At 68.1% G+C, this 12842-nt stretch carries 9 protein-coding genes; 1 reads left to right on the forward strand and 8 read right to left on the reverse strand.

Going from position 1 to position 12842, the window contains the following annotated elements; translation table 11 throughout:
• Nucleotides 1–66 precede the first annotated feature (66 nt).
• Nucleotides 67–1350 (forward strand): MFS transporter, encoded by a 1284-nt coding sequence (locus ACVN9Z_RS25490; RefSeq protein WP_038503956.1) that lies wholly within the window; start codon nucleotides 67–69, stop codon nucleotides 1348–1350.
• Nucleotides 1351–1421: 71 nt separating this feature from the next.
• Here ACVN9Z_RS25490 and ACVN9Z_RS25495 read toward each other — a convergent pair whose 3' ends face one another.
• The 8 genes from ACVN9Z_RS25495 to ACVN9Z_RS25530 all read right to left on the reverse strand — a co-directional run bounded on the left by ACVN9Z_RS25495 (nucleotide 1422) and on the right by ACVN9Z_RS25530 (nucleotide 12814).
• Nucleotides 1422–2159: an ABC transporter ATP-binding protein gene (locus ACVN9Z_RS25495; protein ID WP_006383976.1), complete on the reverse strand. Its 738-nt coding sequence runs from the start codon at nucleotides 2157–2159 to the stop codon at nucleotides 1422–1424.
• A complete protein-coding gene (locus ACVN9Z_RS25500; protein WP_006383977.1) occupies nucleotides 2156–2956 on the reverse strand; it encodes an ABC transporter ATP-binding protein in 801 nt (266 codons plus the stop codon). The genes ACVN9Z_RS25495 and ACVN9Z_RS25500 overlap by 4 nt, the downstream gene beginning before the upstream one ends.
• On the reverse strand, nucleotides 2953–4041 hold the full coding sequence (locus tag ACVN9Z_RS25505) for an ABC transporter permease subunit (protein ID WP_006383978.1): 1089 nt from the start codon (nucleotides 4039–4041) through the stop codon (nucleotides 2953–2955). Before ACVN9Z_RS25505 ends, ACVN9Z_RS25500 begins: the two co-directional genes overlap by 4 nt.
• Complete coding sequence (locus tag ACVN9Z_RS25510) at nucleotides 4038–4967, reverse strand: branched-chain amino acid ABC transporter permease (protein ID WP_006383979.1); 930 nt, start codon at nucleotides 4965–4967, stop codon at nucleotides 4038–4040. Before ACVN9Z_RS25510 ends, ACVN9Z_RS25505 begins: the two co-directional genes overlap by 4 nt.
• Before the next feature lie 162 nt (nucleotides 4968–5129).
• Nucleotides 5130–6275, reverse strand: a complete 1146-nt coding sequence (locus ACVN9Z_RS25515) for a branched-chain amino acid ABC transporter substrate-binding protein (protein ID WP_006383980.1) — start codon at nucleotides 6273–6275, stop codon at nucleotides 5130–5132.
• 187 nt (nucleotides 6276–6462) lie between these two features.
• Nucleotides 6463–10284 carry a trifunctional transcriptional regulator/proline dehydrogenase/L-glutamate gamma-semialdehyde dehydrogenase gene (gene putA, locus ACVN9Z_RS25520; RefSeq protein ID WP_047991199.1) on the reverse strand — a complete coding sequence of 1274 codons (3822 nt, stop codon included), beginning with the start codon at nucleotides 10282–10284 and terminating at the stop codon, nucleotides 6463–6465.
• A 168-nt stretch (nucleotides 10285–10452) separates the two neighbouring features.
• A complete protein-coding gene (locus tag ACVN9Z_RS25525) occupies nucleotides 10453–11145 on the reverse strand; it encodes a PqiC family protein (protein WP_047991200.1) in 693 nt (230 codons plus the stop codon).
• 4 nt (nucleotides 11146–11149) lie between these two features.
• Nucleotides 11150–12814: a PqiB family protein gene (locus tag ACVN9Z_RS25530; RefSeq protein WP_020928439.1), complete on the reverse strand. Its 1665-nt coding sequence runs from the start codon at nucleotides 12812–12814 to the stop codon at nucleotides 11150–11152.
• Between the last annotated feature and the right edge of the window lie 28 nt (nucleotides 12815–12842).

Raw genomic sequence — 12842 nt, forward strand, 5'->3', positions numbered from 1 at the left:
ATCGCTTGACGGCGTTACTGACCGGTACGTACCATTCGCAAACCCAATTACGTACCGGTCAGTAACATGAGTATAGCCCACCCCCCCATCCCCTTCCGCCGCGCGGGACAGAAGTACGCTTTCGTGGTCGTCGGCGTGATCTTCCTGGCGCTCCTGGTCTCGGCCGGCCTGCGCGCATCTCCCAGCGTGCTGCTGGTGCCGCTGGAGCAAAGCTTTGGCTGGAATCGCAGCACCACTTCGTTCTCGGCCGCCGTCGGCATCTTCCTGTATGGACTGGTGGGGCCGTTCGCGGCGGCCGCGATGGAACGCTTCGGCGTGCGCCGCGTGCTGATCGCGGCGCTCTCGGTGATGTCCCTCTCGACCGCCGCCAGCGCCTACATGACCCAGCCGTGGCACCTGCTGCTGACCTGGGGCGTGTTCTCCGGCGTCGGCTCGGGCGCGGTCGCCGTGGTCATGGGCGCCACGGTGGTCAACCGCTGGTTCACGAAGCATCGCGGCCTGATGATGGGCTTGCTGACCGCCAGCACCGCCACCGGCACGCTGATCTTCCTGCCCATCCTCGCGGCGCTGGCGTCGTCCGGCGACTGGACCCGGGTGGTCTGGACCGTGGCGGGCGCCGCCGCCGCGCTGGTGCCGGTGGCCTGGTGGCTGGTGCCCGACCGCCCCGCCAGCGTCGGCCTGGTTCCTTTCGGCAGCGACCCGCATGAACCGCCCGCGCCCGCCACGCCGCGCACCGGCATGATCGCCGCCACCTTCGGCGCCCTGTCCCGCGCCGCCCGCACCCGCACCTTCTGGTTCCTGTTCGCCACCTTCTTCATCTGCGGCTTCACCACCAATGGGCTGGTCGGCACGCACCTGATCGCGCTGTGCGGCGACCATGGCATGCCCGAAGTGCAGGCGGCGGGGCTGCTGGCGATCATGGGCATCTTCGACCTGTTCGGCACCACCGCCTCCGGCTGGCTGACCGACCGCTACGATCCGCGCAAGCTGCTGTTCGTCTACTACGGGCTGCGCGGCCTGGCGCTGATCTATCTGCCCTATTCCGACTTCTCGTTCTACGGCCTGGCGATCTTCGCGGTGTTCTTCGGCCTGGACTGGATCGCCACCGTGCCGCCCACGCTGCGCCTGGCCACTGAAGCCTTCGGCGATCGCGAGGCGCCCATCGTGTTCGGCTGGATCGTCGCCGGCCACCAGTTGGGCGCGGCCAGCGCGGCCTGGATGGCGGGCGTGGTGCGCGAGTCGCAAGGCAGCTACCTGATGGCCTTCGTCGCGGCCGGCGCCACAGGTCTCGTCGCCGCCGTCATCGCCCTGCTGATCGGGCGCGAGCGGGTCGTGGCGCAACCCGCGTAGCCCGCCAGCGCGGCACAAAAAAAAGCCCGGCCTGGCGGCCGGGCTTTTCTCATGCGGCAAGCGGAACGCGGCTACGCCTCTTCCACTTCCCCCAGGTACGCGGCGCGCACCTTGGGATCGTGCAGCATGTCGGCGGCAGGACCGGACAGCGTGATCTCGCCGGATTCCATCACGTAGCCGCGGTGGCTGTTCTCCAGCGCCAGGCGCGCGTTCTGCTCGATCAAGAGGATCGTGACGCCTTCGCTGGCGATGGTGCGCACCACCTCGAAGACCTTCTCGACCATCAGCGGCGCCAGCCCCATCGAGGGTTCGTCCAGCAACAGCAGCTTCGGACGCGCGATCATCGCGCGGCCCATGGCCACCATCTGCTGCTCGCCACCCGAGAGCGTGCCCGCCGCCTGCTTGCGGCGTTCGGCCAGGCGCGGGAACAGCGTGAACACGCGGTCGGTGTCCTGCCGCACCTGCGCGGCGTCGCGCCGGATGTAGGCGCCCATCGCCAGGTTTTCCTCGATGGTGAGCTGGCCAAAGATGCCGCGTCCCTCGGGCACCATCACCAGGCCCTGGCGCACCAGCTCGTGCGACTTCTGGCCGCCGATGGACTGGCCGCCGTAGACCACTTCGCCGCCGGCCAGCGGCACTAGGCCGCAGATGGCGCGCAGCGTCGTGCTCTTGCCAGCGCCGTTGGCGCCGATCAGGCACACCAGTTCGCCTTCGTCCACGCGCAGGTCGATGCCGCGCACCGCGCGGATGCCGCCGTACGCGACCTGCAGGCCGCGCAGTTCCAGTAGGGGTTTGCTTGCCGTCGTCATGCCGGGCGCTCCTGATGAATCAGCGGATCCTGGGCGGCGCCCGCGCCCAGATACGCTTCAATGACCTTGGGGTCGCGCTGCACCTGGGCGGGTTTGCCCATGGCCAGCACCTTGCCGTATTCCAGCACCAGCACGCGATCGCACAGGCCCATGACCAGCTTCATGTCGTGCTCGATCAGCAGCACCGTGACGCCATCGTCGCGGATCTTCTCGATCAGCTTGCGCAGCACCACGGTTTCCGAGGCGTTCATGCCGGCGGCCGGCTCGTCCAGCGCCAGCAGCTTGGGATCGGTGGCCAAGGCGCGCGCGATCTCCAGGCGGCGCTGGTCGCCATAGGGAAGCGAACGCGCCACGTCGTTGGCGCGGTGGCCGATGCCGACGTAGTCCAGCAGCTCCTGGGCGCGGGCCTCGATGGCCGCTTCCTCGGCGCGCGTGCCGCGGGTGCGGAACACGGCGCCCAGCACGCCGGCGCGGGTGCGCATGTGGCGGCCGATCATGACGTTCTCGATCGCGCTCAGGTTGGCGAACAGACGGATGTTCTGGAAGGTCCGCGCCAGGCCGGCGTGCGCCACCTCGTGCGGTTTCTTCCCCGACATCGAGGCGCCGTTGAAGGTGCAGCTGCCGTCTTCCGGGATGTACAGGCCCGTAAGCACGTTGAACAGCGTGGTCTTGCCGGCGCCGTTGGGGCCGATCAGGCCGTAGATCTCGCCCTGCTCGATGTCGAAACTGACGTCCGACAGGGCCTGCAGGCCGCCGAAGCGCTTGCCCAGTCCCTGGGCTTGCAGCAGTTTGCTCATGCCGCGCCTCCCTGCGTCTTGGTGGCCAGCTCGCGCTTGCGCACGGCCGACGGCCACAGGCCGGCGGGACGGAACAGCATCACGCACACCATCGCCAGGCCGAACAGCAGCATGCGGATGCCCTCGGGATCCAGCACCACCGCGCCGAACACCATCTGCTGCACCGGCTCGACCACGGCGCGCAGGAATTCCGGCAACGCGGCCAGGATCAGCGCGCCCAGGATCACGCCCGGGATGTGGCCCATGCCGCCCAGCACCACCATGCACAGGATGGAAATGGACTCCATCAGCGAGAAGCTCTCGGGGCTGACGAAACCCTGCATCGACGCGAACAGCGCGCCCGCCACGCCGCCGAACGAGGCACCCATGGCGAAGGCCAGCAGCTTGATGTTGCGGGTGTTGATGCCCATCGCCTTGGCGGCGATCTCGTCTTCGCGGATGGCTTCCCAGGCGCGGCCGATGCGCGAGTTCTGCAGGCGCACGCACACCAGGATGATGATCAGCGTCAGCGCCAGCAGCAGGTAGTAGTACTTCTCCGGCCCGGTCACGCGGATGCCCAGCAGGCTCTCGGTGCGGCCAAAGGCGAACTCGCCCACCTTGAAGGTGTCGATGCGGTTGATGCCCTGCGGGCCGTTGGTGATGTTGACCGGCGCGTTCAGGTTGTTCAGGAAGATGCGGATGATCTCGCCGAAGCCCAGCGTCACGATGGCCAGGTAGTCACCGCGCAATTTCAGCGTCGGCGCCCCCAGCAGCACCCCGAACAGGCACGCCACCGCCAGCGCGATCGGCAGGATCGCCCAGAACGGCAGATGCAGCCCGAAGTGCGGCGAAGCCAGCAGCGCCCAGGTGTAGGCGCCCACCGCGTAGAACGCGATGTAGCCCAGGTCCAGCAGGCCGGCAAAGCCCACCACGATGTTCAGGCCCAGCGACAGCATCACGTACAGCAGCGCGAAGTTCAGGATGCGGACCCAGCTCTGGCCGGCCATGCCGATCACGAACGGCAGCACCGCCAGCACGATGCCGATCAGCGCGATGCCGATCAGGTTGCGGGTCGACAGCCCGCTGTTTTTCAGGGTGGTGCTCATGCGCGGTCCCCCACACGCTCGCCCAGCAGGCCGGACGGACGGAAAATCAGCACCAGCACCAGCACGAAGAACGCGAACACGTCCTGGTAGTGGCTGCCCAGGAAGCCGCCGGTCAGGTCGCCGATGTAGCCGGCGCCCAGCGATTCGATGATGCCCAGCAGCAGGCCGCCCGCCATGGCGCCGACCAGGTTGCCGATGCCGCCCAGCACCGCGGCCGTGAAGGCCTTCAGGCCCAGCATGAAGCCCATGGTGTACTGCGACACGCCGTAGTAGGTGGCGACCATCATGCCGGCCACCGCGGCCAGCGCCGAGCCGATCAGGAACGCCGCCGAGATCACGGTGTTGATGTTCACGCCCATCAGGCCGGCCACTTCGCGGTTCTGCGCGGTGGCGCGCATGGCAGTGCCCAGGCGCGTCTTGTGCACCACGGCCAGCAGCCCGCCCATGATGAGCGCGGCGATCGCGACGATGGCGATCTGCAGCGTGCTCATGCGGGCGCCGAAGATCTCGAACACCTGCGGCGTCAGCACCTGCGGGAAGTTCAGATAGTTGCGGCCCCAGCCCATCATCGCCACGTTCTGCAGGATGATGGACACGCCGATGGCGGTGATCAGGGCGGCCAGGCGCGGCGCGCGGCGCAGCGGCCGGTAGGCCACGCGCTCGGCGGTCCAGCCCACGGCCATGCACAGCGGCACGGACACCAGCAGGCCCAGGCCCAGCACCATGAAGGCGGACGCGGACGGGTCGCCGCCGACCAGCGAGATGGCGATCGTGGTGGCCGCCATCGCGCCGATCATGACGACGTCGCCATGCGCGAAGTTGATCAGCCCGATGATGCCGTACACCATGGTGTAGCCAAGGGCGACCAGGGCGTACACGCTGCCGAGCGTGACGCCGTTAATCAGTTGTTGAATGAAGATATCCATAGGGGCCGTGGAAATAAGCCTGGAAAAATCGCGCGAGGATCGGATGCGGCGCGGCCCCGGGGGCCGCCTTCGCGCAAATCGCCGCCGCGCCGGGCGGCGCGCGCGGGGTCAATCAAGATGGCCAGGCGCGGCGGCGCCGCGTCCTGGCCGGGTCAGGCAGCCTTAGTTGGCCTGGCTGACCATCGTTTCAACCATCTCCCACTTGCCATTCTTGACTTCGTAGATGGTGACCGAGATTTCCTTCAGGTCGCCGTTCTTGTCGTAGGCGATGTGCTCGCTGGTGGCGCCCTTGCGGTTCAGCTTGGCCAGTTCCGGCAGGTACTTCTCGGGCTTGGCCGAACCGGCCGCTTCGATCGCCGCGATCATGTTCCAGGCGCCGTCATAGGCGTACGGCGCGTAGACGCCGGGGGCCTTCTTGAAGCGGGCCTGGTAGCGCTGCTCGAAGTCCTTGCCCGCGGCCATCTTGTCCAGCGGCACGCCGGCCAGCGAGGCGTAGGTGCCGTCGGCGGCGTCGCCGGCCAGCTTGATGAAGGTGTCGCTGCGGGTCATTTCACCCGAGACCAGCGGCGCCTTCAGGCCGAGCGTGGCCAACTGGCGCTTCATCGGGCCGGACTGCGCGTCCAGGCCGCCGTAGAAGATGGCGTCGGGCGCCGAGCCCTTGATGTTGGTCAGGATGGCCGTGAAGTCGTTGGCCTTGTCGGTCGTGTACTCGCGGCGCACCACCTGGCCGCCGGCGGCCTTGACGGCCTTCTCGACCTCGTCGGCCAGGCCCTGGCCGTAGGCGGTGCGGTCGTCGATGATGGCGACCTTCTTGGCCTTCAGGCTCTGCACCATGAACTTGCCGACCGCGGCGCCCTGCTGGGTGTCGCTGGTCATCATGCGGAAGGTGGTTTCGTAGCCCTGCTTGGTGTACTCGGGCGAGGTCGCCATGGCGATCTGCGGCAGGCCGGCTTCGTGGTAGACGCGCGAAGCGGGAATCGTGGTGCCCGAGTTGAAGTGGCCCAGGATGCCGACGACGTTCTCGTCGACCAGCTGCTGCGCCACCTGCACGCCGACGCGCGGGTCGGCCTGGTCGTCGCGCGACACCAGCACGAACTTGGCGGGCTGGCCGTCGACCTTCACGCCCTTCTTGTTGGCTTCTTCCAGCGCCAGGTTCAGGCCGTTCTGCATGTCCTCGCCATAGTGCGACTGGGGACCGGTCAGGGGCGCGGCAAAGCCGAACTTGACGTCGGCGGCCTGCGCGGCCGCGGCCATGCCGACGGCGGCGATGCTGGCGGCGACAAGCTTCAAAGTGGTGCGAAACTTCATTGGAATCCTCCGGTATGTCGGATGTGGCTTTGTTATACCTGGGCTTTTGGGCCAGGTGATCTATTTGAGTGCGATTGCCGGGTTGCCACAATCGAACTTCAGGTGCGACCGGATTTTGCTTCCAGTGCAACCTCGCTAGATATTGGAGATAACCCTTGGTTTCCCAAGGGTTACCCCTCGGTCACGCTCAGCCGATGGTCATGAGGCTGGCGTTGCCGCCGGCCGCGGCCGTATTGACGCTGATGGAACGTTCGGTAAGCAGGCGTTCCGGCACATACGCGGCGCCGGCCGCCAACGCGTCCGAGGTCAGCCCATGCACCGCCAGGATCGCGCCCGGACGCTGCGCGATGCGCTGGTTCAGGGCGCGCAGCGTGTCGCCGTCGCCCTCGAACAGCACCGCGTGGTAGTCGGCCTGGTCGACCTCGGCATCGGCCAGGATACCCGCCTGGCCCTGCTGCTCGGCATCCAGCGTGGCCAGCAGCGCCTGCGCCGCCGGCGTGTCGGCGAACCAGGCGTGGTTGCCCGTCAGGCGCGCCGCGGCCCACTGGGCGCGCGCGCCGGCCTCGGTGGCCGCCACGCAGTAGACCGCGCCGCGCGGTTCCACCATATAGGTGTTGGTCTCGCCCGTGGGACCCGGCAGCGCGATGCGCTGCGGCAGCGGCGCCGCCGCGTCCAGCGCCGGCGGCAGGCCCTCGGGCCGCGTGCCCAGCAGGCGGTACATATACAGCGGGCCGCCGGCCTTGGGGCCGGTGCCCGACAGGCACTCGCCGCCAAAGGGCTGCACCCCGACCACCGCGCCGACGATGTTGCGGTTGACGTAGACGTTGCCGGCATGGACCTGGCCGGTCACGTGGGCAATGGTTTCGTCGATGCGGGTGTGCACGCCGAAGGTCAGGCCGTAGCCGGTGCCATTGATGGCGTCCAGCAACGCGTCCAGCTCATCGCGGGCGTAGCGCACCACGTGCAGCACCGGGCCGAACACTTCGCGCGTCAGTTCGCTGATGTGGTCGATCTCGATGATGGTGGGCGCCACGAAGGTGCCGTGGCGGCATTCGCCGTTCAGCTCGACCTGGTCCACCCGGTGGCCGGCCGTGCGCATCGCGTCGATGTGGCGCTGGATGCCGTTGCGCGCCTCGGTGTCGATGACCGGGCCGACGTCGACCGACAGGCGGTCCGGGTTGCCCACGCTCAGTTCGCGCATCGCGCCGCGCAGCATGGTCAGGACGTGATCGGCGTTGTCTTCCTGCACGCATAGCACGCGCAGCGCGGAACAGCGCTGGCCGGCCGAATCGAAGGCCGAGCTGAGCACGTCGAATACCACCTGCTCGGACAGCGCCGACGAATCCACCACCATGGCGTTCTGGCCGCCGGTCTCGGCGATCAGCGGAATGGTATGGCCGTCGTCGTCCAGCCGATCGGCCAGCGTGCGCGCGATGATGCGCGCCACGTCGGTCGAGCCGGTGAACATCACGCCACGCACGCCGGGGCTGGCCACCAGTTGCGCGCCCACGGTCTCGCCACGGCCGGGCAACAGTTGCACCGCGCCGGCCGGCACGCCGGCGGCGCGCAGGATCGCCACCGCCTGCGCCGCGATCAGCGGCGTCTGCTCGGCGGGCTTGGCCAGCACGGTGTTGCCGGCGGCCAGCGCGGCCGCGACCTGGCCGGTGAAGATGGCCAGCGGGAAATTCCAGGGGCTGATGCACAGCACCGTGCCCAGCGGGCGGTGCGTGTCGTTGCTGAATTCGCGGTCGGCCTGGTCGGCGTAGTAGCGCAGGAAGTCCACCGCCTCGCGCACTTCGGCGATGGCGTTGGGCAGCGACTTGCCGGCCTCGCGCACGATCAGGCCCAGCAGGGTCTGCATCTGCTCTTCCAGCAGTTGCGCGGCGCGGCGCAGGCATTGCGCGCGCTCGGCCACCGGGGTCGACTGCCAGATGGGCGCGGCATTGGCCGCGGCGCGCAGGGCGGCCTCGGCCTCTTCGCCATTGGCCTCGATGACATGGCCGACCACGTCGCGCAGGTTGGCGGGGTTGCGCACCTCGATGGCGCGCGCCGCGTCCCAGGCGCCGTCGCCCTCGCCCAGCATGGGCGCGGCGCGCCAGGGCGTGGCGGCGCTGGCCAGCAGCGCGGCCGACAGCGAGCCCAGGCGGTGTTCGTTGCTCAGGTCCAGGCCCGCGGAGTTGGCGCGCGCGCCCTGTTGCGGATTGCCGTAAAGCTCGCGCGGCAGCGGAATCTTCTCGTGCGGCGCGCCCAGCGGCACGATGCGCGAGGCGGCCTCGACCGGGTCGGCCACCAGGGTCTCGACCGGAATGCTCTCGTCGCCGATCAGGTTGACGAACGAGGTATTGGCGCCGTTTTCCAGCAGGCGGCGCACCAGGTAGGCCAGCAGCGTTTCGTGCGTGCCGACCGGGGCGTAGATGCGGCACGGACGGTTCAGCTTGCCCTGCGCCAGCGGCCCGACCACCTCGTCATACAGCGGTTCGCCCATGCCGTGCAGGCACTGGAATTCATACTGGCCCGGGTAGTAGTTCTGGCCAGCCAGCTGGTAGATCGCCGACAGCGTGTAGGCGTTGTGGGTGGCGAACTGCGGATATACGGCTTCCGGCGCGCCCAGCAGCTTGCGGGCGCAGGCCAGGTAGGCCACGTCGGTGTAGACCTTGCGGGTGTAGACCGGATAGCCCTCCAGGCCATCGACCTGGGCGCGCTTGATCTCGCTGTCCCAGTAGGCGCCCTTGACCAGGCGCACCATCACGCGATGACGGCTGCGGCGCGCCAGGTCGATGACGTAGTCGATGACGAACGGCGCGCGCTTCTGGTAGGCCTGGATCACGAAGCCGATGCCATTCCAGCCTTCCAGCTCGGGCGTGAAGCACAGCGCCTCCAGCAGATCCAGCGAGATTTCCAGGCGGTCGGCTTCTTCGGCATCGATGTTCAGGCCGATGTCGTAGCTGCGCGCCAGGATGGTCAGCGCCTTCACGCGCGGCAGCAGCTCGGCCATGACGCGTTCGCGCTGGGCGCGCGAATAGCGCGGGTGCAGCGCCGACAGCTTGATGGAGATGCCGGGGCCTTCATAGATGCCGCGGCCGGCGGCGGCCTTGCCGATGGCGTGGATGGCCTGCTCGTACGAAGCGTAATAGCGCTCGGCGTCCTCGGCCGTGGTGGCCGCTTCGCCCAGCATGTCGTACGAATAGCGGAAGCCGCGGCCTTCCATCTTGCGGTTGTTGGCCAGCGCCTCGGAAATGGTCTGGCCCGACACGAACTGCTCGCCCATCATGCGCATGGCGATGTTCACGCCCTTGCGCACCAGCGGCTCGCCGCCCTTGCCGATCAGGCGCGTCAGCGCCTTGGACAGCGACTGCTCGCTGCTCACGGCCACCAGCTTGCCGGTGATCATCAGGCCCCAGGTGGCGGCGTTGACGAACAGCGACTGCGAACCGCCCATGTGCGATTTCCAGTCGCCGCGCGAGACCTTGTCGCGGATCAGCGCATCGCGCGTGGCGCGGTCGGGAATGCGCAGCAGCGCCTCGGCCAGGCACATCAGCGCCACGCCCTCCTGGCTGGACAGCGAGAATTCCTGGATCAGTCCCTCGACGCCGCCGCCGCTGCGCTTGCCGCGCAGCTTCTTGACCAGGTCGCTGGCCATGGCATGCACTTTTTCCAGGTTCGGCATGCGAGCCTGGCCCAGCAACAGCGGCACGCACTCGGGCTCGGGCCGGCGATAGGCCGCCGTGATGGCCGCGCGCAGCACCGATTGCGGCTGCACGTCCTGGCCGAACTCGTAGAACGGCGGCGTGGCGGCGGCCTGGTGCTCACCGCCGTCTTCATCGCCTCCCTCGTCGCCGCCCAGGTGGGACATCTCGGCCGGCAGGTGGCCACGCTCGATCTTGTCCAGGTAGGCGAGAATCGCCTGCTTGTGCAGCCAGTGCGGCGTGCAATTGAGTTTTTGCGCGGCGGCCTTCAGGCGGTCGCGCAGCGCGTCATCGACCTTGACGCCGAGGGTGGTGCTGGCCATAAGAGATTGCTTCCTGTCGCATGGCAGAGGTCACACCGGGCACGCAAAGGGGCCCGGCATCGGTAGGACCGTATGCTAGTCAGGTTGCAACCTGGTTTGTATTAAGGTTAACCCTAGGGGTTAACCGTTTGAGATCACGGCAGGTTTTGGCGCCCTGCCCGTCCCCGTTTATGACTTGTCCGCATCGGGCAGCGGCGAGCAGCCCAGCATCTGTACCGCGCCGCCGCTATCCGGCGTCTGCCCGCGCATGGCGGACGCCATGGCGCCCGCCAGCGCGGCCACCGCGCGCTGCTGCGCGGCGACCAGCGCCGGTATGCCGGCCTGCGTCACGGTTTCGGTGACGACGCTGCGGCACAGCAGACCCTGGCCCTTGAGGTTTACCGGCCGCACCCGCCAGGTTGCGTCCAGTTGCGCCATGCTGCCCGACACCAGGTCAAACCGCTGCACGTCGGTCTGGACCCGCCACACCGGCGCGGCGGGACCAGGCTTGACCACCTGCACGTCCAGCGCGCCCAGGTCGTGCTTGAGCGCGTCGGACAGCGCGCCGCGGATCTCGTCACCCAAGGGCGAACTCCAGCGCTCGGAATACATCGCCGCCACGCTGCCGTCGCCCGTGCGCACCATCAATTGCGGCTGATCCGCCTGCGACGCGACGTTGACACCCTGCACTTCCAGCAGGAACGGCGCGGCGGCGCGAGGCACGGCCGGGGGCTTCGGCGCCGGCCCTTGCAGCGTGTAGTAATGCACGGGCGGCGATGAGGCGCAGGCGGCCAGCAGCAGCGGCAGGGCCAGCAACGCCAGGCCGCGGCCAAACGCGCCGGGACGGGAAGTCGGGAAGGGGCGGAAACGGAGTCGGGTCATGGGTTCAGTTCCTGACGGGGCCGGCGCCGGGGATCGGGTCCTGGCCGCGGCCGCGCAGCAGCGATTCGGGATTCGATTGCAGGAAGTCGGCCAGCGCCCGCAGCGAACGGGCGGCGCGGCTCAATTCCTGCATGGCCTTCTCGGCGTTGACCGGCAGCGAGGCATCCGAGGCCAGCAGCGCATTGAGGTTGGCCATGGAGTCGCGCGCCTGCTTGAGCACGCCCTGGGCCTCGGGCGCGACCTGCTTGTCCAGGCGGTTCATCAGCTTGGAGGTGCTGGCCAGCGTGGTCCGCAGGTCCTCGCCGATCTTGTCGAACGGAATCTTGTCGATCTTGGCGACGATGTTGCTGACCTGCTGCTGCAATTGGTCGAGCTGGCCCGGCACGGTCGGGATCATGGCCGGCGTGGTCATCTTGAATTCCACCGGCTTGACGTTGGGGAACTCGTCCAGCACCACGTACAGCTGGCCGGTCAGCAGGTTGGCGGTACGCAACTGGGCGCGCAGGCCATGCTTGATCATGATGCCCAGCAGGCGTCCGCCGGCCTCGTCGCCGTCCTTGATGGCGTGCTCGCGCACCTCGTCGTAGACCCGGCCCAGGCGTTCCGGATACAGCGTGGCGTCCACCAGCGCGAAGAAGCGCTTGCTGACGGGATCGAAATCCATGTTGATCTGGGTGACGTTGCCCAGCGTGATGCCCGAGAAGTCGATCGCCGCGCCCACCGCCAGACCGCGGATCGACTGATCAAAGCGCATGCGGATCGGGAAGGCTTCGCCGTCCGGGTTGGCCTTGGCCGCCGCCTCCGTGGCATACAGCTCGAAGTGCGTATCGGCCGCCGCCGGCGTGTTGGCGTCGCGCGCGCTGTAGACCGGCTCGAACGCCACGCCGCCCACCGCCATCGACACCAGCGACTGGGTGCGGACCTTCAGGCCTTCGGCGTTGACGCTGAAGTCCACGCCGCTGGCGTTCCAGAAACGGGTGCCATTGGTCACGAACTTGTCGTTGGGCGCGTCGACGAATACCTCGACATTGACGGCATTGCCGGTCTTGTCGAGTTCGTAGCCGATCACGCGGCCCACGTTGATGCGGCGGAAATACACCGGCGAACCGATGTCCAGCGACCCCAGGTCCGCCGCCTTGAGCTTGAAGCGCTTGCCGGCGCGGTCATGCGTCACGGCGGGCGGGGTTTCCAGGCCGACGAAATGCAACTTGGTCGCCTTCTTGGACGAGTCCTTGCCCTCGACCGCATCGACGCCGATGTAGGCGCCGGACAACAAGGTGCCCAGGCCCGACACGCCGCTGACGTCCAGGCGCGGGCGCACCACCCAGAAGTTGGTGCCCTCGCGCGCCAGATCGGCCACATCCTTGGACAGCTCGGCCTGCACCACCACCTTGCTGCGATCGGCGTTGAAACCGATGGACCTGACGGTGCCGACGTTCACGTCCTTGTAGCGCAGCTGGGTCTTGCCGACTTCCAGCCCCTCGGCCGTATTGAATTCGATCGACAGGTCGGGGCCGGCCTGCATCCAGGTGCGCACCACCAGCGACAGGCCCATCAGCGCCGCAACGACGGGCACCAGCCAGATCCATGAAATCCGGCTCTTGCGCTTGCGCGAGATCGTGGGTGACGCGTACTTCCCTTCACCAGATCCAGGTGCTTGGTCGGACATCGGTTTTTCCTTTTCTTCTTGAACAACG

It is taken from the genome of Achromobacter sp. KK8 (assembly GCF_054188005.1).